Source organism: Streptomyces vulcanius (assembly GCF_042653945.1).
GTDB classification, from domain to species: Bacteria; Actinomycetota; Actinomycetes; order Streptomycetales; family Streptomycetaceae; genus Streptomyces; species Streptomyces mangrovi.
In genome coordinates, this window is sequence record NZ_JBHSFK010000056.1 from 1 (window position 1) to 19746 (window position 19746).

The 19746-nt window shown below is 70.5% G+C and carries 22 protein-coding genes; 11 read left to right on the top strand and 11 right to left on the bottom strand.

What is annotated here, in order from left to right; genetic code table 11:
• Nucleotides 1-260 (bottom strand): CoA-transferase (locus ACFPIH_RS49845; protein ID WP_381182038.1); only part of this gene is annotated, 260 nt, incomplete at its 3' end.
• A 161-nt stretch (nucleotides 261-421) separates the two neighbouring features.
• Between ACFPIH_RS49845 and ACFPIH_RS49850 the strand changes: the two genes are divergently transcribed.
• Entirely contained in the window at nucleotides 422-886 is a 465-nt protein-coding gene (locus ACFPIH_RS49850) for a MarR family winged helix-turn-helix transcriptional regulator (RefSeq protein WP_381182036.1), read from the top strand.
• A gap of 39 nt (nucleotides 887-925) precedes the next feature.
• On the opposite strand, the gene ACFPIH_RS49855 is transcribed toward ACFPIH_RS49850, so the two are convergent.
• Nucleotides 926-1912, bottom strand: a complete 987-nt coding sequence (locus ACFPIH_RS49855) for a DUF3048 domain-containing protein (protein WP_381182034.1) — start codon at nucleotides 1910-1912, stop codon at nucleotides 926-928.
• Nucleotides 1913-2008: 96 nt separating this feature from the next.
• Nucleotides 2009-3091: an ATP-dependent DNA ligase gene (locus tag ACFPIH_RS49860; RefSeq protein WP_381182032.1), complete on the bottom strand. Its 1083-nt coding sequence runs from the start codon at nucleotides 3089-3091 to the stop codon at nucleotides 2009-2011.
• Between the two features lie 186 nt (nucleotides 3092-3277).
• On the opposite strand from ACFPIH_RS49860, the gene ACFPIH_RS49865 reads away from it, so the two are divergent.
• Entirely contained in the window at nucleotides 3278-3475 is a 198-nt protein-coding gene (locus ACFPIH_RS49865; RefSeq protein WP_381182030.1) for a hypothetical protein, read from the top strand.
• A gap of 88 nt (nucleotides 3476-3563) precedes the next feature.
• Here the strand turns inward: ACFPIH_RS49865 and ACFPIH_RS49870 are convergent, their stop codons facing one another.
• Entirely contained in the window at nucleotides 3564-3947 is a 384-nt protein-coding gene (locus ACFPIH_RS49870; RefSeq protein ID WP_381182056.1) for an IS3 family transposase, read from the bottom strand.
• 96 nt (nucleotides 3948-4043) lie between these two features.
• Nucleotides 4044-4316, bottom strand: a complete 273-nt coding sequence (locus tag ACFPIH_RS49875) for a helix-turn-helix domain-containing protein (protein WP_381182028.1) — start codon at nucleotides 4314-4316, stop codon at nucleotides 4044-4046.
• A gap of 694 nt (nucleotides 4317-5010) precedes the next feature.
• Between ACFPIH_RS49875 and ACFPIH_RS49880 the strand changes: the two genes are divergently transcribed.
• The 3 genes from ACFPIH_RS49880 (at nucleotide 5011) to ACFPIH_RS49890 (ending at nucleotide 9532) form a co-directional block, all read left to right on the top strand.
• Entirely contained in the window at nucleotides 5011-6168 is a 1158-nt protein-coding gene (locus tag ACFPIH_RS49880) for a PLP-dependent aminotransferase family protein (RefSeq protein ID WP_381182026.1), read from the top strand.
• Between the two features lie 1138 nt (nucleotides 6169-7306).
• Entirely contained in the window at nucleotides 7307-8341 is a 1035-nt protein-coding gene (ligD, locus tag ACFPIH_RS49885) for a non-homologous end-joining DNA ligase (RefSeq protein ID WP_381182024.1), read from the top strand.
• A gap of 102 nt (nucleotides 8342-8443) precedes the next feature.
• Nucleotides 8444-9532, top strand: a complete 1089-nt coding sequence (locus ACFPIH_RS49890; RefSeq protein WP_381182022.1) for a LacI family DNA-binding transcriptional regulator — start codon at nucleotides 8444-8446, stop codon at nucleotides 9530-9532.
• A 36-nt stretch (nucleotides 9533-9568) separates the two neighbouring features.
• Here ACFPIH_RS49890 and ACFPIH_RS49895 read toward each other — a convergent pair whose 3' ends face one another.
• Complete coding sequence (locus ACFPIH_RS49895; protein WP_381182020.1) at nucleotides 9569-10351, bottom strand: VOC family protein; 783 nt, start codon at nucleotides 10349-10351, stop codon at nucleotides 9569-9571.
• A 201-nt stretch (nucleotides 10352-10552) separates the two neighbouring features.
• On the opposite strand from ACFPIH_RS49895, the gene ACFPIH_RS49900 reads away from it, so the two are divergent.
• A complete protein-coding gene (locus tag ACFPIH_RS49900; RefSeq protein ID WP_381182018.1) occupies nucleotides 10553-10849 on the top strand; it encodes a WhiB family transcriptional regulator in 297 nt (98 codons plus the stop codon).
• A gap of 84 nt (nucleotides 10850-10933) precedes the next feature.
• Here ACFPIH_RS49900 and ACFPIH_RS49905 read toward each other — a convergent pair whose 3' ends face one another.
• The 4 genes from ACFPIH_RS49905 to ssgD form a co-directional block, all read right to left on the bottom strand.
• Complete coding sequence (locus ACFPIH_RS49905) at nucleotides 10934-11908, bottom strand: acyl-ACP desaturase (RefSeq protein ID WP_381182016.1); 975 nt, start codon at nucleotides 11906-11908, stop codon at nucleotides 10934-10936.
• A 225-nt stretch (nucleotides 11909-12133) separates the two neighbouring features.
• A complete protein-coding gene (gene ddaH, locus ACFPIH_RS49910) occupies nucleotides 12134-12910 on the bottom strand; it encodes a dimethylargininase (RefSeq protein ID WP_381182014.1) in 777 nt (258 codons plus the stop codon).
• A 157-nt stretch (nucleotides 12911-13067) separates the two neighbouring features.
• On the bottom strand, nucleotides 13068-14684 hold the full coding sequence (locus ACFPIH_RS49915) for an ABC-F family ATP-binding cassette domain-containing protein (protein WP_381182012.1): 1617 nt from the start codon (nucleotides 14682-14684) through the stop codon (nucleotides 13068-13070).
• A gap of 292 nt (nucleotides 14685-14976) precedes the next feature.
• Entirely contained in the window at nucleotides 14977-15393 is a 417-nt protein-coding gene (gene ssgD / locus ACFPIH_RS49920) for a spore wall synthesis regulator SsgD (protein ID WP_381182010.1), read from the bottom strand.
• A 233-nt stretch (nucleotides 15394-15626) separates the two neighbouring features.
• Between ssgD and ACFPIH_RS49925 the strand changes: the two genes are divergently transcribed.
• The 4 genes from ACFPIH_RS49925 (at nucleotide 15627) to mmpA (ending at nucleotide 18073) form a co-directional block, all read left to right on the top strand.
• Nucleotides 15627-16706 (top strand): beta propeller repeat protein, encoded by a 1080-nt coding sequence (locus ACFPIH_RS49925; protein ID WP_381182008.1) that lies wholly within the window; start codon nucleotides 15627-15629, stop codon nucleotides 16704-16706.
• Nucleotides 16707-16757: 51 nt separating this feature from the next.
• On the top strand, nucleotides 16758-17090 hold the full coding sequence (locus ACFPIH_RS49930) for a plasmid stabilization protein (RefSeq protein WP_381182007.1): 333 nt from the start codon (nucleotides 16758-16760) through the stop codon (nucleotides 17088-17090).
• Between the two features lie 25 nt (nucleotides 17091-17115).
• Nucleotides 17116-17802 carry an endonuclease V gene (locus ACFPIH_RS49935; protein WP_381182005.1) on the top strand — a complete coding sequence of 229 codons (687 nt, stop codon included), beginning with the start codon at nucleotides 17116-17118 and terminating at the stop codon, nucleotides 17800-17802.
• Between the two features lie 112 nt (nucleotides 17803-17914).
• Nucleotides 17915-18073: a morphogenic membrane protein MmpA gene (gene mmpA / locus ACFPIH_RS49940; protein WP_381182003.1), complete on the top strand. Its 159-nt coding sequence runs from the start codon at nucleotides 17915-17917 to the stop codon at nucleotides 18071-18073.
• 19 nt (nucleotides 18074-18092) lie between these two features.
• Here mmpA and ACFPIH_RS49945 read toward each other — a convergent pair whose 3' ends face one another.
• Nucleotides 18093-19265 (bottom strand): saccharopine dehydrogenase family protein, encoded by a 1173-nt coding sequence (locus ACFPIH_RS49945; RefSeq protein ID WP_381182001.1) that lies wholly within the window; start codon nucleotides 19263-19265, stop codon nucleotides 18093-18095.
• Nucleotides 19266-19357: 92 nt separating this feature from the next.
• Here ACFPIH_RS49945 and ACFPIH_RS49950 point away from each other — a divergent pair, with 92 nt between their 5' ends.
• On the top strand, nucleotides 19358-19738 hold the full coding sequence (locus tag ACFPIH_RS49950) for an MmcQ/YjbR family DNA-binding protein (RefSeq protein WP_381181999.1): 381 nt from the start codon (nucleotides 19358-19360) through the stop codon (nucleotides 19736-19738).
• The last annotated feature ends 8 nt before the right edge of the window (nucleotides 19739-19746 follow it).

The window sequence follows — 19746 nt, forward strand, 5'->3', positions numbered from 1 at the left end:
TGGCGGGCGAACTCCTTGTTCGCACCGATGTAGGAACCGGTCACCCGCGCGATCCGCCCCGCGGCCAGCAGGACCGCCAGCCCGGACTCCATCGCCCCGCAGTTGTTGGACACCACGCCCAGACCGCCCACCCCCCGCTCGTAGAGGGCCTGGATCAGCACGTTCGGCACACCGCTCAGCCCGAAGCCGCCGACGGCGAGCGTCGCGTCGTCCGGCACATCGGCCACCGCCTCGGCAGCCGTGGGGACCACTTTGTCCATCGGAGAAGCTCCATCTCGTCCGAGCCGACCGGTCAGGGCATTAGTCAGGGCACTGAGCATTTCGGCGACGTTTCCCTCACGCTGCCACTGGACGGGGATGACGTCAAGGACGAGTATCGTTCAGTACACGGACGAATACCACGACGATCTCGGGAGTGCACATGGCCGCGGTGGACCTCTCCACCCACCCCGGGCACCTGGCCCGGCGGCTCCAGCAGGCCCACTACCTGCTGTGGAACACGATGGTCTCCGAGGAGATCACGTCGCCGCAGTTCGCGGTGCTCAACGCGCTCGTCGCCGAGCCGGGCCTCGACCAGCGCACGGTGGGGGAGCGGGTGGGGCTCGACCGGTCCACCATCGCCGAGGTGATCAGCCGTCTCGGCCGGCGCGGGCTGCTCGACAAGGTCCGTGACGCCCAGGACGGCCGCCGGTTCCTGCTGCGGCTCACCGACGACGGGGTGCGCACCCACCGCAAGCTGACCGTGCGCACGGCCCGGATGAACCAGATGTTCCTGGCGCCGCTCTCCGCCGACGAGCAGTCGCAGTTCTTCGAGCTGATCCGCCGGGTGTCCGACGCGGCGGAAGGGCTGCGCAATCCCGCCGAACCGCTGGTCACGCCGGCCTGATCGCCGCCCCCTCGCCGCCGGTCTGTCGCCCTTGACTGATCACGCCTTCGCGAGGACCACCCACACCTGCCCCTCGGCGAAGTCGACCGGTGTGCCGTCGTCCGTGGTGAACTCCGTGCCGTCCGTGGCCGTCGGACGCTGCCAGTGCACGTCGTAGGCGCGTCCGTCGCGCAGCACCTCCGCCTTCCCCGAGCCCACCGTCTCGGTGTACGGCGTGTTGTTGCCGAGGAAGTCGTGGAACGCCGACGTGCGGACCTTGACGTACTGCACGACCACCGTGGCCGGCGAGACCCGCGGTGCGGCCCTGCCGTCCATGGAGACCAGCCAGCCCGCCCGGTTCTCGGACCAGGTGAAGGTGAAGCGGGCCGCCGGGTACCGCACGGTCCGGGAGGCCTCGGGCCTGCCGCCGGAGGGGGCGGCGCCGTAGCGGAAGCCGGTGGTGAGCGCCGCGGGGCCTGCCGGGGAGGGCACCAGCCGGTCGGGGCGCAGATAGAGGTTGTGGGGGGCCGACCGGTCCGAGCCGCGGTAGTAGTCGCCGGACGCCGCGTCCTCCGGGGTCACGGCGTCCAGCGGCGCCCGGTCGATCAGCGGCAGCAGTTTGCCCTGCGCCCCCGAGAAGGCCAGCACCGGGCGGTCGAACTGGCGCAGCAGCTCCAGATCGGACTCACGGGCGCTGCGCACCGGCCCCACGGCCTTCGGCAGGCTGGTCGCGTACACCGCCATCAGCCGGCTCAGACCGCCCTCGACCTGCTCGACGTACACGATGTCCGCCGCGTCCAGGCCGGTCTGCGGCCGGGCCGCACCCGCGTTGTCGATCTTCACGGCGAGCACCGGGCCGACCGCGGCGGAGGGGCTGGTGACCACCGGGTTCGGCCGCTGGGACGCGCTGCGGCCGTCGTCCGGGGCGGGAGCGCGGGACGACGTACAGCCCGCCGCCAGTGACACCGCGAGGGCCGCCGCCATCAGCGCGCCGACGGCGGAGCGGCGCCGCCCCGTTCTTCGTCTGGAACGTCCCGTGCCTGTCATGGCCACCCCGTTTCGTGTCTCGATTGTGCGCTCATCGGATCGCGAACGCCCAGCGGAGGGGTAGCGGACAGGGAGGGCGCGGCGGGACCGGGGCCGCTACGGCGCCGTCCGCGGGGGCGTTCCGAGGATCTCCGCGAGGTCGTAGCGCACCGGCTCCTCCAGCTGGGCGTATGTGCAGCTCTCCGGTTCGCGGTCCGGGCGCCAGCGGCGGAGGCGGGCCGTGTGCCGGAAGCGCGCGCCGTTCTCCATGTGGTCGTACGCCACCTCGGCCACCCGCTCCGGGCGCAACGCCACCCAGGACAGGTCCTTCTTGCCCGACCAGCGGCTCGGAGCGCCGGGCAGCCGGGCGCTCTCGTGCGCCGCCTCGTCCGACCAGGCCGCCCACGGATGGCCCGTCGCGTCCGCCATCCGCAGCGGCTCCAGCTCCTCCACCAGCTCCTCCCGGCGTTTCATCGGGAAGGCGGCGGACACGCCGACGTGCTGAAGCGCGCCCCGGTCGTCGTACAGCCCCAGCAGCAGCGAGCCGACCACCGGCCCGCTCTTGTGGAAGCGGTAGCCCGCCACGACGACGTCCGCGGTGCGCTCGTGCTTGACCTTGAACATGGCCCGCTCGTCCTGGAGGTACCGCAGCGAGAGCGGCTTGGCGATCACACCGTCGAGGCCCGCGCCCTCGTACTCCTCGAACCACCGCAGGGCGACCGCCTCGTCGGTCGTCGCCGGCGCCAGATGCACGGGCGGGGTCACCCCGGCCAGCGCCCTGGTCAGCAGCTCCCGCCGGTCGGTCAGCTCCACGTCGACGAGCGCGGCGTCCGCGAGCGCCAGCAGATCGAAGGCGACGAAGGACGCCGGGGTCCGCTCGGCGAGCGTGCGCACCCGGGAGTCCGCCGGATGGATGCGCTCGGTCAGCGCGTCGAAGTCCAGCCGCCCCTCCCGGGCGATCACGATCTCCCCGTCCAGCACGCACCGCTCGGGCACCCGCTCCCGCAACGCCTCCACCAGCTCGGGGAAATACCTGGTGAGCGGTTTCCCGGTACGGCTGCCCAGCTCGACCTCGTCCCCGTCGCGGAACACGATCGCCCGGAAGCCGTCCCACTTCGCCTCGTACTGCATGCCCGGCGGAATCGCCGTCACCGATTTGGCGAGCATCGGCTTCACGGGCGGCATCACCGGCAGATCCATGCTCCGACTCTACGATTCGTCCATGGTGTCCGCACGCTGCGCGGTACGTCCGGCCAGAGGCCGTCTATTCTCGGTTTTTGCCGCAGTCCGGCGGCTGGACTGTGAGACGAGTGTGAGACGGCCTCCCCGTCCCCAGGGCTCGGTGACCGTCTCCGTCTCGCCAGCTGTGCCAACGGCCTCCGCACCGTGGTCAAGCGACTCGGCGTCATCCCCGCCGCAACCGCCTGCACCCGCCGCACCGTCCACGGTGGCCGCGAAAGCCGCACCCACTCCGGCGGCCGGTACACCCTCCGGCAGGTTCGGACGCTGCTGGGCTCCTACTCCCCGCGCAAGCCCGAGTACCGGGCCGCAGTTCCCCGCATCGCCGTCTTCGCTGGAGCGTAACCGCCACCTCGGTCGGCCGCTCGGGGCACGCGGGGAGATCTCCTGGGCGGCACCCCGAAAAGCCGAAACGGTGCATTCTGTGCTCCACTTACCGTGAAGTAGGCGGGCTCGGGGCGCACACCCCTCGAACGGGACGGTTCCCGCAACCGCGTTCGACAAGGCCCGTACCGCCAAAGAAACCGCCCCGGTCGGTCCTTTCACCACCGGTCCCGAGGTCATAGCCCGACTCCTGTATGTCGCCGCACCGCACCTGGTCCGGAGCGTCGGCGGTGAAGTCGCGGCGGGCAAAGTCCGCGAACGCGGGCCGTTTGCCGGGGCGGGTCAGTCCGCCCCGGCGGCGGATCTTTCGTCCGGCCGGGCTGAGTTCGGCCATGAGACGCGTGACGGTGTTCACCGAGACGCGCCAGCCGGCTCGGATCAGGAGGAGCCAGGCCTTCGGAGAACCGTAGGTGCCGCCGGAGTTCTCGAAGATCTGCCGGAAGAACCCGGCAGGCCAGGCGGTGCGGGACGTGGTGCTCGGTCCTCTGGTTACCGATGAACGCGGCCAGGGCGGCCGGGTCCGTTTCGGTCACTTCACCCAGGGGACCATGCATCGCTTGAGGACATCACGCTCCATCTCCGGCTCGCGGATCCGCTTGTTCTTGTCCGCCGCATCCCGCCGCAGCCGCTCCAGCTCGGCCCGCTCGGGTTCGCGCAGCTGCCCGCCCGGTGCGGGCTCGGCAGGCTGGTCGGACGACGCCGACCCGTTGCGCCACCACCGCGACACCCAGCTGTGCAGCGTGCCGGAATGCACACCGAACTCCTCGGCGACCTCCGGGATCGGCCTGCCCGTCTCGATCACTATGCGTACAGCACCCTCAACGAAACTCAGGCGCGTACGTCCGTTGCCTGGACCCGATGAACCCCAACTTCCCCTGCAATCACGGACTCCGTGACCAGCAGTTACGGGACAACCCTCGGGGTTGGCGAAAATCCGTGGCAGACGGCGCACCGTGCCATGTGCTTTGCAGGTAGTTCACCCGGGCAGTGACCGATGGCTCGGCGGCCAACTTCCCTGTACACGCGGGCAGTTCGGCCCTCTCGGGCTGGTCAGCTGCCGTTTCAACGGAAGAGAATGATCATGGATCTCGGTGACTGTACCACGCACCCCAACGGACAAAACGATGCAATGAAGCATCGATTTGATTCTCAACCCCTGCGCATCGGGAATTCAGCGAAAGGTTGAGATTACCCGTGTCGATTCCTTCTGGGGCCACACGCTTCATTGATGAACAGCTGATCGATTTGATCAAAAAGCGAAAGGAAATATCCCGCAATATTCAGGAGTGTCGTTTAGGAGCCGGAGGGACCAGGTCCGACGTATCCCGCGAGAACAACATCCTGCAAATATACCGTGAAGGCATCGGCAGCCAACGAGGCGTGGCTCTCGCCATGAAGGTACTGGAGATTTGCCGAGTCTAGTTTCTCGTCACCAAAATCGCACCCAAATCCCATTGATTCCAACCGGAGGTATTCCCGTGAAAACAATCGAAGACATGCTCAAGCAGCACGAAACGTCCCGCTTGGACTCGCTGAATCTCATAGTGAGCGAAAATCGCATGACTGAGCGGGCGATGCGCCCTCTGGGATCAGACATAGCTCAGCGCTATGCAGCCGATTTCTATCACGGCACGGCGGCCGCTCAAGAAATCACCGAATACGCGACAAATCTCGCCCGTGAAGTATTCGATGCACGGTACGCGAACTTGTCGCCGATCTCGGGAAATATGAGCTTACTGGCGGTCGTGTTCGCGCTCTCCGAAGTGAACGATCACGTAGGGCGAATTCCTCCGTTCTTCCCCGGAGGCGGCTACCCTCTTGACTACGCCGTATTCGACCGCCAGCCCCTGCCGCTGCCCTTCTCGGACAAGAACTGGCAGGTCGACCTTGACGCCGCGGTCTCCCTCCTCGAGAAGGTACAGCCGCCCCTGGTCGTTCTGGGTTCCTCGATCGTCACTTACCCCATGCCCGTCCGAGAAATCAGCGAGGTCGTCCATGCGTACGGAGGTCTCGTCGCGTACGACGGCTCACACAGTCTTGGCCTGATCGCGGGCGGCCAATACCAGGATCCGCTGCGCGAGGGTGCAGATCTGTTGCTGGGGTCGACGCACAAAACATTCCCTGGACCGCAGGGTGGCGTGATACTCACCAACAACGAAGAGATCCACAAGCGAGTGGAAGTTCTTTCGAATTTCCGTCCGCTGAACGGGCCGACTCTGATCTGCAACCCGCATCTTGCCCGGATTGCGTCGACCGGAATGGTCCTCGAGGAGACCGACTGGCGACACTACGCGAAGCGGGTCGTCGAGAATGCGCGGGCCATCGCTGCGTCTTTGCAGGAGGAGGGCATACCACTGCGCGGGGTGACCGCCGAGAACTTCCCCGAGTTGACGTACTGCCACCAGGTCCTCCCGGATATCCCGCTGGAAGACGCGCGACGGCTTCGTGATCGCCTCGGCCGGCACGGGATCAATGTGGACGGTTTTCTTCGCCTGGGGGTTTCAGAGATAACACGCCTGGGCTTCACGGTTGAGGAATGCGTGGAATTGGGGGGTCTCATTGCGGCCCTCCTCGCGAACGAAAATGAAGTGCCGCGCGGCGTTGACCAGCGAATCCAGGAGCTGATTGAAACGCATCGGGAGGTTGTCCTCTAACCTCGCCGTTTCGCTTGGGTACGGCGGCTGTTGAGGCGGACATACGAAAGTGCCTTCCTGAACTGGGACGATGAACCTTGCTGAGGGGTTCTGTCGGTCCAGGCGGAGGGCACTTTCTACGTGCAGGCTATCGGGTTGCGTCCCAGGGTCCTTGTCAGGGCGACGGCCTGGCGGCTGCTCGCCGATGTCGACGAGACCGCCCTCGCCTCGCTGGCTTCTGCCCGTGCCCAGGCCCGGGAAGCCGCCTGGCTACAGGCCGCCGAACACAGTGAAGGCATACCCGCAGCCCGGGCCGCCGGACGCATTCTGCCCGGGCCGGCCCTGGACCTCGACGCCACGCCGGTCACCTGTCACTCCGAGAAAGCGCAGGCCGCGCCGACCTATAAGGGCGACTTCGGGTTCCACCCGCTGCTGTGCTTCCTGGCCAACACCGGCGAGGCACTGTCCGGCCGGCTGGCCCGGGAACGCCGGCGCCAGCACCGCCACCGACCACATCACGGTCCTCGACCAGGTACTCGCACAGATCCCCGACGTCCACCGGCACGGCACCGACATCCTCATCCGCACCGACAGCGCCGGATCCGCGAAAGCCTTCCTTGCCCACGTCCGCGACCTGCGGAAACGAGGAATACGTACCTACTTCTCCGTCGGATACGCCATCACCGAGCCCGTCCGCCACGCTATCCGCGTGATGCCTGACCGCCTCTGGAGTCCCGCCCTGAACCAGGACGGGACGCTGCGTGACGGCGCCGAGGTCGCCGAGCTGACCGGCATGGCCGACCTGACCGGCTACCCGACTTCAACATCAATACCGTCTGGCTCGAACTCAGTCTCGCGGCGATCGATCTGCTGGCCTGGATGGTCCTGGCGGCGTGGGCGGGGCACCCGCGAACGCGGCGTTCACCGTGGCCAAGTACGCCGCTCCGGACGCTGAGGATCTTCGTCAGCGTCCGCTGCGCTCGACGGTCTGCACGGGCTGGGGTGAGAAATTGTGAGCGAAACGCGTGAGAGGGTGAGCCGATGTGGCGAGTGACCTGCTCTTATGAGGTTCGTCGCAGATCCATGCTCCGATGCTGCGCCGAGATCCTCCCTCCTGCCCGGTATGCGCCTCCCGGCGGCCTCGCCTACCGTGGCTCGCATGGGTGACGCGGTGGAACTGGAGGCGGGCGGCCGGACCGTACGGCTGTCCAGTCCCGGCAAGGTCTTCTTCCCGGAGCGGGGCTTCACCAAGCTGGACCTCGCCCGGTACTACCAGGCGGTCGCCCCCGGCATCCTGCGCGCCCTGCGAAGCCGCCCCACCACCCTGGAGCGGTACCCGGACGGCGTCACCGGCGAGTCCTTCTTCCAGAAGCGGGCGCCGAAGAACATGCCCGACTGGATCCCGACCGCCCACATCACCTTCCCCAGCGGCCGCAGCGCCGACGAGATGTGCCCCACCGAGGAGGCGGCGGTGCTGTGGGCCGCCCAGTTCGGCACGCTCACCTTCCACCCCTGGCCGGTCCGCCGGGACGACGTCGACCGCCCCGACGAACTGCGCATCGACCTCGACCCGCAGCCCGGCACCGACTTCGACGACGCAGTCCGCGCCGCCCACGAACTGCGCGCCGTCCTCGACGAGTTCGGCGGGCTGCGCGGCTGGCCCAAGACCTCCGGCGGGCGCGGCCTGCACGTCTTCGTGCCGATCGAACCCCGCTGGACGTTCACCCAGGTCCGGCGCGCCGCCATCGCCGTGGGCCGTGAGCTGGAACGCCGGATGCCGGAGCAGGTGACCATCAAGTGGTGGAAGGAGGAGCGCGGCGAGCGCATCTTCGTCGACTACAACCAGACCGCCCGCGACCGCACCATCGCCTCCGCCTACTCCGTACGGCCCCGCCCGCACGCCCCCGTGTCGGCGCCCCTGCGCTGGGAGGAGGTCGGCGAGGCCCACCCGCGCGACTTCGACCTCGCGACCATGCCGGGCCGGTTCGCCGAGGTCGGCGACGTCCACGCCGACATGGACGACCACGCCTTCTCCCTCGAGACCCTCCTGGATCTCGCCCGCCGCGACGAACACGACCACGGCCTGGGCGACCTGCCGTATCCGCCGGAGTACCCGAAGATGCCGGGCGAACCGAAACGCGTCCAGCCGAGCCGGGCCCGGCACGACACCCCGCCGGAGGCGGCGGCGCCCTGACATACCGGTCACGGCGGTCTCCCCAGGGGGGTGAGAGCGCTCTCACCCCCCTGGCTCCCGCGGCTATCCTGATCCGCACCCGCGAGGAGGAGGACCCCGACCGTGACCCCCGACCCGACCGGGACCGCGCAGCGTCCCACCCTTGAGGCCGTGGCCGCGCGGGCCGGGGTCTCCAGGGCGACCGTGTCGAGGGTCGTCAACGGCGGGGACGGGGTGCGGGAGCCGCTGGCGGAGCGGGTCCGGCGCGCGGTGGAGGAGCTCGGGTACGTGCCCAACCAGGCCGCGCGCAGCCTGGTGACGAAGCGGCACGGCGCCGTCGCCGTCGTCATCGCCGAACCGGAGACCCGGGTCTTCGCCGACCCCTTCTTCGCGCTCCAGCTCCGTGGCATCAGCAAGGAACTGACGGCCCACGACAACCAGTTGGTGCTGCTGCTCACCGAGGGCCGCGCCGACCACGCGCGTGTCGCCCGCTATCTCGCCGGCGGCCATGTCGACGGCGCCCTGGTCTTCTCCCTGCACTTCGACGACCCGCTGCCCGGCCTCATCCAGGGCGCCGGGATCCCCACGGTGTTCGGTGGCCGCCCCGGCTGGCGCGAGGAGGGCGGTGGTGTGGTGTACGTCGACAGCGACAACCGCGGCGGCGCCCGTGAGGCCGTGCGCCACCTCGTCGGCCTTGGCCGCACCCGGGTCGCCCACATCACCGGCCCCCTCGACCAGACGTCGGCGGCGGACAGGCTCGCAGGGTTCCGGGACGTGACGGGCGACGTGACGGGCGATGCGACGGGTGATATGACGAGGGACGCCATGGGGGACATCGATCAGGGGCTCGTGGTGGAGAGCGACTTCACGCCCGGCGGCGGGAAGCGCGCGATGCGGGAACTCCTCGACCGCCGGCCCGACCTGGACGCCGTGTTCGCCGCCAACGACCTCTCCGCCTCCGGCGCCCTGCGGGTGCTGCGTGAGCGCGGACTGCGGGTGCCCGAGGACGTCGCCGTGGTCGGTTTCGACGACATGCTGCCCGTCGCCGAGACCACCGACCCGCCGCTGACGACGGTCCGTCAGGACATCGAGGAGATGGGCCGCATCATGGCCCGCCTGCTCCTCACCGGCCTGGCCCCCCGCACCACCGACGCCGACCCCCCGTCCGGAGTGATCCTCCCGACGACCCTCGTACACCGCGCCTCGGCCTAGGAGTGCCGTTCCGGGGAGTCCCGACCCGGTTCATCCCTACTGTGGCGTGGCGCTCCTGATCACTGCGAAACGCGCCCCGTAGGGGTCGGCCAGCCGGGCTGTGCGGCCCACTCCCTCGACGTCCGTGGCCGGCATCCGGACCGTGCCGCCCCGCCGCTCCGCCTCCGCGACGACCCCGTCCACGTCCGCCACCTCGAAGTACGGCAGCCAGTGGGGCTGAGTCTCGACCGGGTCGTCGGCCAGTGGGACGACCCCGCCGAACATGGCGTCCTCGCCCAGGCCGGCCGGGTTGACGCAGGTGTACGTGCCGCCGGGGAAGGTGACCGCGGAGGTCTCCAGGCCGAGCGTCGCGTAGTAGAAGGCGGCCGCCGCGGCGATGTCCGCGGTGTACAGCTCGACCCAGCACAGCGAGCCGGGGTCGCCCGCCTTGTCCAGGCCCTTGTTCAGCCCCGGCTGCCACAGGCCGAACGGCACGCCCGCCGAGTCGGCGACGATCGCCGTCGTGCCCTGGTCCATCACGTCCATCGGTGGGGCCAGTACATGGCCGCGGGTGCGCTCGGCCGCCTCGGCCGTGGCCGCCGCGTCCGCTGTCCGGAAGTAGACCGTCCATGACGGGGGGCCCTGCTCCGGTGCGGTCCGCATGCCGCCAGCCACGGTCCGGCCGTCCAGCTGGAAGAAGCCGTAGCCGCCGGCCTCGGGACCCGCCGACTCGAACCGCCAGCCGAAGAGGGCACCGTAGAACGACGTCGCGCCGTCCATGTCGGACGTACCGACGTCGATCCAGTTCGGAGCGCCGTCGACGAAACGGGTGGTGAGCATTCTCGCCCTCCTCGAAGGGTCCCGTTGCCTGCACACCCGAGTCTTGCACCGCCCACTGACAATCGCCGCCGGAGTACCCGTGCCAGTTCCGGCAATCGCCGCCGCGGTACCCGTGTCGTTCCGCGCGCCGCCGTGCGCCCAGGGGTTCCACGGGTCACCATCGAGTCGGCCGGAGGCCCACGCCGTCGCGTATATGCGGCGTTGATCGAACGTTTTTCGCCGACGGGCAGCATGCTCGACATGTCCACAGACACGTACACAGACACGATCGCCGTCCCCGACCTCGGCTGGCAGCGCGAGGCGCTGTGCGCGCAGACGGGGGCCGACTTCTTCTTCCCGGAGCCCGGCAGTTCGGTGCGGGAGGCGAAGCGCATCTGCGGCATGTGCGAGATGCGCTCGGCCTGTCTCGACTACGCCCTGGCCAACGACGAACGCTTCGGTGTCTGGGGCGGCCTGTCCGAGAAGGAACGGCTCCAGATCAGGCGTACGGCACGGTGAACCGCCCCACCGGGCCGGGTCGGCAGGTCCCGGTGACCGCATCGCGGGGGTGCGGTCACCGGGGTCGGATCACGGGGGTTCAGGTCAGCCGGCGGCGCGGGCCGCCACGCGGGCCTTGCGCGCGGCCAGCTTCTCGTCGAACTTCGAGGCCTCCGCGTCCAGGCCGCCCATGAACAGACCGAGCTCGTCCTGGGCCTGCTGACCCTCCGGGCCGAGGCCGTCGATCTCCATGACCTTCAGATGGCGCAGGACGGGCTGCAGGACGTCGTCGTGGTGGATGCGCATGTTGTAGACCTCGCCGATCGCCATCTGCGCGGCGAACCGCTCGAAGCCGGGCATGCCGTGACCGGGCATCCGGAAGTTGACGAGGACGTCGCGCACGGCCTGCATGGTGAGGTCGGGGGCCAGCTCGAACGCGGCCTTCAGGAGGTTGCGGTAGAAGACCATGTGGAGGTTCTCGTCGGTCGCGATGCGGGCCAGCATGCGGTCGCAGACCGGGTCGCCCGACTGGTGGCCGGTGTTGCGGTGCGAGACGCGGGTGGCCAGCTCCTGGAAGGCGACATAGGCGACCGAGTGCAGCATCGAGTGCCGGTTGTCCGACTCGAAGCCCTCGCTCATGTGGACCATGCGGAACGCTTCCAGCTTGTCCGGGTCCACCGCGCGCGAGGCGAGCAGGTAGTCGCGCATCACGATGCCGTGCCGGCCCTCCTCCGCGGTCCAGCGGTGCACCCAGGTGCCCCAGGCGCCGTCACGGCCGAAGAGGGAGGCGATCTCGTGGTGGTAGCTGGGGAGGTTGTCCTCGGTGAGGAGGTTCACCACGAGCGCGATACGGCCGATCTCGGTGACCTTCGACTGCTCCTTGCCCCAGGCCTCGCCGTCCTCGAAGAGGCCGGGGAAGTTGCGGGCGTCGCTCCAGGGCACGTACTCGTGCGGCATCCAGTCCTTCGCCACCTTCAGGTGCCGGTTGAGTTCCGTCTCGACCACTTCCTCCAGCGCGTACAGCAGCTTGGCGTCGGTCCAGACGGCGGGGCTGCCGAGGTGAGGGGAGGTGATCGTCACGAGGTACTCCAGGGGACGGTGAACGGAGCGGGAAACTCCGGCGAGCGGTGCCGGTGCTCGGCTAACTTACGGGATCGTAGGCTACGAACCCGTAGGTTACGACACCGTAGGTTAAGTTCGCGGTAAAGACCGCTGATCAACCATGCTGCGCCCGGGAATTCGAGGGCATGCGACAGCCCCGGGATCCGCAGGTCCCGGGGCCGAAACGGTGATCCGCTCACCCGTTCAGGCGTACAGCTCCCGCAGCCGGACCGAGAGGCACGTCACACATCCTTCGAGCTTCTCGAACTCGCTGATGTCGACCGGAACGGGTTCGTGCCCGAGGTCGGCGAGGAGATCCGCCGTCTGCGGCGCGCTCGCCGCGATCAGCAGCTTGGGGCCGCCGAGCAGCACCACGTGCGCGCCGGCCTCCTCGGGCACCGCCAGGAAGCTCGGGAACAGCGACGGCCGGTCCACCTTCGGGATGTGCCCGATCACCGTGCCGTCGGGCAGCGCCGTGACCGCCGACTTCAGGTGCAGCACCTTGCTCACCGGCACGGCGATCACCCGCGCGCCCAGCGGCTCGAACGCGGCCCGCAACTGCTGCACCCCGGCCGCGTTGGTGCGCCCGCCCCGGCCGACGTAGATCGTGTCGCCGATCTTCAGCACGTCGCCGCCGTCCAGCGTGCCCGGCTCCCAGATCCAGTTGACCGAGCAGCCCAGGCGCGCCACGGCCTCCTCGACGCCCTCGGTCTCGTCGCGCCGGGACTCGGCGCCGGAGCGCGCGATCAGGGCGACGTTCCGGTACATGACCACCGTGTCCTCGACGAACACGGAGTCCGGGCAGTCGTCGGCCGGTTCGACCTCGACGGTCTCCCAGCCGTGCGCGCGCAGTGTCTCCGCGTACGCCTCCCACTGGTCCAGGGCGAGCTCCACGTCGACCTTCTCCCGCTCGACGTGCGTCACCAGACCTTCGGCGAGAAGCGGGCTGGGGCGGCGCATGAGGGCCTTCTTGCTGGGCACGTCCAGGACTCCGAATCGAACGGTATCGACAGGTATCGGCGGTGACGGAACCGGCGCCTCGGACTCGGCACCGGTCAGCCATCATGCAGCCCGGGTCCACCAGGGGAAAACCCCTGTCCTCACCCTGTGCCTCTCCTGAGACCCGGGCGGGCCCGCGCTAGTCCGCCACCTCCTCGAGGCTGCTCTCCCGCAACTCCCCGTCCAGCAGCAGCCAGCGGGTGATTCCGACGGACTCCAGGAAGGGCAGGTCGTGGCTGGCGACGACCAGGGCGCCCTCGTAGGACTCCAGGGCCGTGGTGAGCTGTCTCACGCTCGCCATGTCGAGGTTGTTCGTCGGTTCGTCCAGCATCAGCAGCTGCGGGGCAGGCTCGGCCAGCATCAGCGCCGCCAGGGTCGCCCGGAAGCGTTCCCCGCCGGAGAGGGTCGCCGCCCTGCGGTCGGCGCGGGCGCCCCGGAACAGGAAGCGGGCGAGCCGGGCCCGGATCCGGTTGTTGGTGGCGTCGGGCGCGAACCGGGCCACGTTCTCGGCGACCGTCAGCGTGTCGTCGAGGACGTCCAGGCGCTGCGGCAGGAAACGCAGCGGCACATGCGTGTGCACCTCGCCCGCCACCGGGGCCAGTTCCCCGGCGATGGTGCGCAGCAGGGTCGTCTTGCCCGCGCCGTTGCGCCCGACCAGTGCCACCCGCTCCGGGCCGCGCAGCTCGAAACCGCCCGCCACGCGCGCGCCGTAGGCGAGTTGCAGGTCCCGCAGGAGGAGGACCTCACGGCCCGGCGGGACAGCCGTGTACGGCAGTTCGACGCGGATCTCGTCGTCGTCGCGGACCGCGTCCACCGCCTCGTCGAGCCGTTCGCGCGCGTCGGCGAGCCGCTCCTCGTGCAGGATGCGGTGCTTGCCCGCGGACTCCTGCGCCGCGCGCTTGCGCGCCCCCATGACGATCTTCGGCTCGCGCTTCTGGTCCCACATCTTCTGCCCGTACCGCCTGCGGCGGGCCAGTTTCATCTGGGCGTCGGCCAGTTCGCGCTTCTCCTTGCGCAGGCCGGCCTCCGCGGCGCGCACCATGCGCTCGGCGGCCTCCTGCTCGGTGGCGAGGGACTCCTCGTAGGCGGAGTAGTTTCCGCCGTACCAGGTGATCTCCCCGGAATGCAGATCGGCGATCCGGTCGACGAGTTCAAGGAGTTCACGGTCGTGGCTGACGACGACCAGGACGCCCGGAAAGGACGCCACGGCCTCGTACAGCCTCCGCCGGGCGTACAGGTCGAGGTTGTTGGTCGGTTCGTCGAGCAGCAGGACGTCAGGGCGGCGCAGCAGCAGGGCGGCCAGCCGCAGCAGGACGGACTCGCCGCCCGACACCTCGCCGACGGTGCGGTCCAGGTCGACGTGGCCGAGGCCGAGTTCGCCGAGGGTGGCCAGGGCGCGCTCCTCGACGTCCCAGTCGTCGCCGACGGCCTCGAAGCGCGCCTCGGAGGCGTCGCCCGCCTCGATGGCGTGCAGCGCGGCCCGCCGGGCGGCGATACCGAGGGCCTGGTCGACCCTCAGCGTGGTGTCGAGGGTGACGGTCTGCGGGAGGTGGCCGACCTCGCCCGCGACCCGCACGGAGCCGTCGGCCGGGGTGAGCAGTCCGGCGATCAGTTTCAGCAGGGTCGACTTGCCGGAGCCGTTGACGCCGACGAGTCCGGTCCGGCCGGGGCCGAAGGCGACGTCGAGCCCGTCGAAGACGGGGGTGCCGTCGGGCCAGGAGAAGGCGAGGGAGGAACAGGTGATGGATCGAGTCAAGGCGGGCCTCGCGGTTGCGTGTGCGGTCAGTGAGCAACGCGTGTCGAGACACCGGAGAGCGGCGACCACCGCGGGAGCGGGCACGAAGGCCTGCCACGCAAGGGAGCAAGGAACGGCTCGTATGCCGAGGTCGCACGCAACGCCCACACGTCTGGCGTGTGGCGTGGTGTCTCAGGACCTCAGACGAGCAACGTCCTTCTCCAATCGACGGCAACAGGACCGCTTCAGAGCCTAGAAGCGGCCGAGGGGGCCGTCAAAGCAATTAAGCCGTCGAGCAGCCAGGCGGAAGTGATCAACAGGCGTCGCGCATCAGCTCCGCCAGGTCGTGGTCGAGGTCCAGCTGGAGGTGCTCCAGACCGACGGGCACCAGTTCGTCGGTGGCCTTCAGGAAGCGGCGGACGTCCGAGGAGTGGATGTGCACCACGGCGGTGCCCTCGGGCGCGTGGAACTCCAGCACGGTGCGGTCGTAGCCGTACGGGCGGACGCGGACGTCGCCGTGGCCCACGGCCTCCTCCAGACCCGCGGAGAGCAGGTCGCGGGCGAAGGTCCAGCAGACCTCGACGCCCTCCAGGGTGGCCGGGGCCGGGAAGGTCATCCGGATGGCGAAGGGATCGCTCCGGTCGTAGTGCAGCATGGCGGGGATGCTGGGCATCCGAGGCGCGGCGGCGACCAGGCGGGCCTCTACGGGCTGCTCGATGACGGTGGACATCGCCTTGCTCCCTTGCTGACGACGGACTGCGCAGACGGACTTCCGGGTGGATCGGACCCGGATACTGGAAGAGACGCAGGAACCGGCCGATCCGTGCACACCCGGCTCTAGTGACCTCGGTCACCGCCCCGTATGCACGGGAGTGACGAAGCTCTCCTGCCGTGCCGGGTACGGCGGTTGGGGCCACGGGGGCCTCTGGACGCCACCGTGACCGTGGGCTAGCTTCCCCCGCCATGAGGCCCTTGGGGAAGACGCGACGCACGGTAAGAACGGTTCTGGCAGCGGTGTGCGGTGCGGCGCTCGCCGTGCTGGCCCCCGCGCCCGCCGGGGCCCACGGGGATCCGCACTGGCGGCTCACGGACACCGGCACCCCCTCGGTCCGCTTCCGCGGCCTGTCGGCGGTCGACCGGCACACCGCGTGGGTCTCCGGCACCGGGGGCACCGTGCTGCGCACCACCGACGGCGGCGCGAACTGGCGGAACGTCTCCCCGCCGGGCGCCTCCGACCTGCAGTTCCGCGACATCGAGGCGTTCGACGCGCGCCGCGCCGTGGTGCTGGCCATCGGCGAGGGCGAGTCCTCACGCGTGTACCGCACCGAGGACGGCGGAGCGACCTGGACGGAGTCCTTCCGCAACACCGACGCCCGCGCCTTCTACGACTGCCTGACCTTCTTCGACCGCCGCCACGGCCTGGCGATGAGCGACCCCGTGGACGGAAAGTTCCGCATCCTGTCGACGAGTGACGGGGGCCGTTCCTGGAAGGTGCTGCCGGACCGGGGCATGCCGGCCGCCCAGGAGGGCGAGGCGGGCTTCGCGGCGAGCGGCCAGTGCCTGGTGTCCTCCGGACCCAAGGACGTGTGGCTGGCCACCGGGGGAGCGGCACACGCGCGTGTACTGCACTCCGCCGACCGGGGGCTCACCTGGACGGCCGCCGGCACGCCGGTCCCGGCCGGTGACCCCGCGCGCGGTGTCTTCGCCCTCGCGTTCCGCGACCGCGTCCACGGCCTCGCGGTCGGCGGCGACTACCGCGCCGACCAGCCCTCCCCGCAGGCCGCCGCCACCACCGGCGACGCCGGCCGCAGCTGGCGCCCCGCCGCAGGCCCGCCGCCCGCCTACCGCTCGGGCGTGACCTGGCTCCCGCACAGCCGCACCACGGCCCTCGCGGTGGGCCCCACCGGCACCGACCTCACCACCGACGCCGGCCGCACCTGGCGCACCCTCGACACCGGCTCCTACGACACCGTGGACTGCGCCCCCGACCTCGGCTGCTGGGCTGCGGGCGAGCAGGGCCGTGTGGCACGTCTGGAGGGATGAGTCCGGATCGGGGGTACCCGGAGGGCACGCACGCGAGAGGAGTGAGCGTCCATGCCACGCGGTTCCAGCCCCAAACGGGAACGCCAGTACGAGCACATCAAGGAGAGTGCGCGCGACCGCGGCGAGAGCACGAGGCGAGCCGAGGAGATCGCCGCCCGGACGGTCAACAAGGAACGCGCCCGGGCCGGCGAGTCGAAGACCGCGAGCCGCACCTCCCTGGAGGACATCTCGTCCGGCAGGCGCGGCGGTCTGCGGTCCGGCAGGGGCTCCCAGGGGCCCACCTACGACCAGCTCTACGAGGAGGCGAAGCAGCGCGGGATCAAGGGGCGTTCAGGTATGAACAAGAGCCGGCTCCAGCGCGCCCTGGAGGACCGCAAGGGCTGACGGGAGCCGTACGCTCGTCCCCACCATGACGATCGTGAACATTCCCGCGGGCTGGCCCGTGACCGAGGAAGCGGCCCGCGCCGTCCAGGACGGACTGCGCGCCCGGGCGGTGCTCGACGAACCCGGACCACCGCCCGGGTCCGGCCGGGTGACCGGGGTCGACGTCGCCTACGACGACGAGCGGGACGTTGTCGCGGCGGCGGCCGTCGTCCTGGACGCGGCCACTCTCGACGTGGTCGCCGAGGCCACCGCCGTCGGGCGGGTCTCCTTCCCGTACGTGCCCGGCCTGCTCGCCTTCCGTGAGATCCCCACCGTGCTGGCCGCCCTCGACGCCCTGCCGGGCCCGCCCGGCCTGGTGGTCTGCGACGGCTACGGCCTCGCCCACCCGCGCCGCTTCGGGCTCGCCAGCCACCTCGGCGTCCTCACCGGCCTGCCCACGATCGGCGTCGCGAAGAACCCGTTCACCTTCACGTACGACGACCCGGACGCGCCGCGGGGATCCGGCGCGCCCCTGCTCGCGGGCGGTGAGGAGGTCGGGCGGGCGCTGCGGACCAGGGCGGGCGTCAAGCCGGTCTTCGTCTCCGTCGGCCACCGCGTGAGCCTGGAGAACGCCTGCGCCCACACCCTCGCCCTCACCCCGGAGTACCGCCTGCCGGAGACCACCCGCAGGGCGGACGCGCTGTGCCGGCGAGCGCTTCGTGAGGCGGCCTGAGCACGAGGCCTGAGCACGCGGTCCGAGCACGCGGTCTGGTGCCCGGCCTGAGTACGTCGTCTGAGTATCTGTACGGATGTGCGAGCCGCCCGCCCCCCGACAGGCTGTGCGCATGACCACGCACCGCGCGACGCACCGCGCCCCGCAGCCCCTGGCCGACCCGAACCGGCCCGTCGAGCGTGCCGTGAACGCCGCTCTCGTCCTCGGCGCCCTGGCAGGGTTCGGCTGGATCGTCGGGATGATCTACACGCTCATCAACTGGCCGGGCTAGAGCTGTCCGGCGGGCAGGCTCAGCGGCTCGCCGCGAGCCGGAAGCGGATGCCGGCCCGGATCAGCCGCTCGGTCAGGGCGTCGCCCATCGCCACCGCCGTGGTGACCTGCCCCGCCGTCGGCGGAAGGTCGTCGCAGGCCAGGGCCAGCGCCCCCTCGGCGAACATCTTCGCCGTCTCGTCGTAGCCGGGGTCGCCGCCCGAGACCTCCGTGTACACCCGCCGTCCGCCGCCCTCGCCGACGAACCGCACCGAGAAGCAGCTGCGCGCCCGCTTCTCCGCGCTCGGGCCCTCACCCGGCTTCAGCCGGTCCGACAGCCAGCGCCGGGCGGGCGCCACCTGGGCCGCCGCCGCGAGCGTCCCGACGGCCGCCACCCCGCCCACGGCGACCGGCAGATGCCGTACGGCGGCGTAGTGGCGGTAACGGAAGTCGGGGCCGTAACGTGCCAGCGCCTTCGCCGAGCGGCGCACGATCTGCGGGTCGATGGTCGGCAGGGGCAGCGCCCAGGCGCCCACCTCCGGGGCGAACCGGGGCACGCCCAGCGGCGCCGAGGCCCGACGCCCCATCAGCCGCGGTTCGTGCCGCCCCCGTTCCCGGGCGGCGGCGAGAAGCTGCCGGCCGCGCGCGAACTGGTTCAGCGCCGAGGCCAGCGTCCCGCCCGAGAAGGTGGCGTCGGCGGTGACGAAACCGTCCACCGTCAGCGGCACGCCCTCCGGCAGCTGCCGGACCGTGAAGTACGCGCCCAGGTCGTGCGGGACGGAGTCGAAGCCGACGGCGTGCACCAGCCGGGCCCCCGTCTCACGCGCGCGTGCGTCGTGCCGGACGTACGTCAGGTCCACGAACTCCGGCTCCCCGCACAGGTCGAGGTAGTCGGCGCCGGTGTCCGCGCAGGCGGCCACGAGGTCCTCGCCGTGGCGCACATAGGGGCCGACGGTGGTGGCCACCACGCGCGCGTGCTCGGCGAGGGCGCGCAGTGACGCGGGGTCCGCGACATCGGCGGTCAGGACCCCGGGCTTCACAGCGAGCCGCTCGCGCAGCCGCTCCAGCTTCGCCGCGTCCCGGCCGGCGATCGCCCACCGCACGTCGTCCGGGGCATGAGCGGCCAGGTACTCCGCGGTGAGCGCCCCGGCGAAGCCGGTCGCCCCGAAGAGCACGATGTCGTACGGACGGTCCGTCATTTTCAGCCTGCTCATGACACCCCATTGCTTTCGCAGCCCGCGCCGTTGTCGGTGGCTGAGGCTAGCGTGAGGGGTGCGGAGGCCGACAAGGAGCCCGGAGGCGGCAGGTGACCGTGGACAGGAACGCCCTGAAGAAGTGGGAGAAAGTACGCGAGTTCGCGCTCGGTCTGCCGGGCGCGGCCGAGGAGTTCCCGTGGGGCGAGTCGGTCGCCAAGGTCAACAAGAAGGTGTTCGTCTTCCTCGGCGTCGACGACGGCAGTCACCCGTTGGGAGTCACCGTCAAGCTCCGGGACGACACGGCCCACGCCCACGCGCTGGCCTTCCCGGGCGCCGAACCGGCCGGGTACGGCCTGGGGAAGGCGGGCTGGGTGCGTGTCCCGCTGGAGGAGAAGGGCGCCCCGGCGGCCGAGGTGCTGTGCGACTGGGTGGAGGAGAGCTACCGCGTCATCGCCCCCAAACGGCTCATAGCGGAACTCGACGCCGACTGAGCGCCGAC

Coding starts and splice junctions, on each gene's coding strand:
- ACFPIH_RS49850 (WP_381182036.1), top strand. CDS start 422: ATGGCCGCGGTGGACCTCTCCACCCACCCCGGGCACCTGGCCCGGCGG.
- ACFPIH_RS49855 (WP_381182034.1), bottom strand. CDS start 1,912: ATGACAGGCACGGGACGTTCCAGACGAAGAACGGGGCGGCGCCGCTCC.
- ACFPIH_RS49860 (WP_381182032.1), bottom strand. CDS start 3,091: ATGGATCTGCCGGTGATGCCGCCCGTGAAGCCGATGCTCGCCAAATCG.
- ACFPIH_RS49880 (WP_381182026.1), top strand. CDS start 5,011: ATGCTCAAGCAGCACGAAACGTCCCGCTTGGACTCGCTGAATCTCATA.
- ligD (WP_381182024.1), top strand. CDS start 7,307: ATGGGTGACGCGGTGGAACTGGAGGCGGGCGGCCGGACCGTACGGCTG.
- ACFPIH_RS49895 (WP_381182020.1), bottom strand. CDS start 10,351: ATGCTCACCACCCGTTTCGTCGACGGCGCTCCGAACTGGATCGACGTC.
- ssgD (WP_381182010.1), bottom strand. CDS start 15,393: ATGTCCACCGTCATCGAGCAGCCCGTAGAGGCCCGCCTGGTCGCCGCC.
- ACFPIH_RS49925 (WP_381182008.1), top strand. CDS start 15,627: ATGAGGCCCTTGGGGAAGACGCGACGCACGGTAAGAACGGTTCTGGCA.
- ACFPIH_RS49930 (WP_381182007.1), top strand. CDS start 16,758: ATGCCACGCGGTTCCAGCCCCAAACGGGAACGCCAGTACGAGCACATC.
- ACFPIH_RS49935 (WP_381182005.1), top strand. CDS start 17,116: ATGACGATCGTGAACATTCCCGCGGGCTGGCCCGTGACCGAGGAAGCG.
- mmpA (WP_381182003.1), top strand. CDS start 17,915: ATGACCACGCACCGCGCGACGCACCGCGCCCCGCAGCCCCTGGCCGAC.
- ACFPIH_RS49945 (WP_381182001.1), bottom strand. CDS start 19,265: ATGAGCAGGCTGAAAATGACGGACCGTCCGTACGACATCGTGCTCTTC.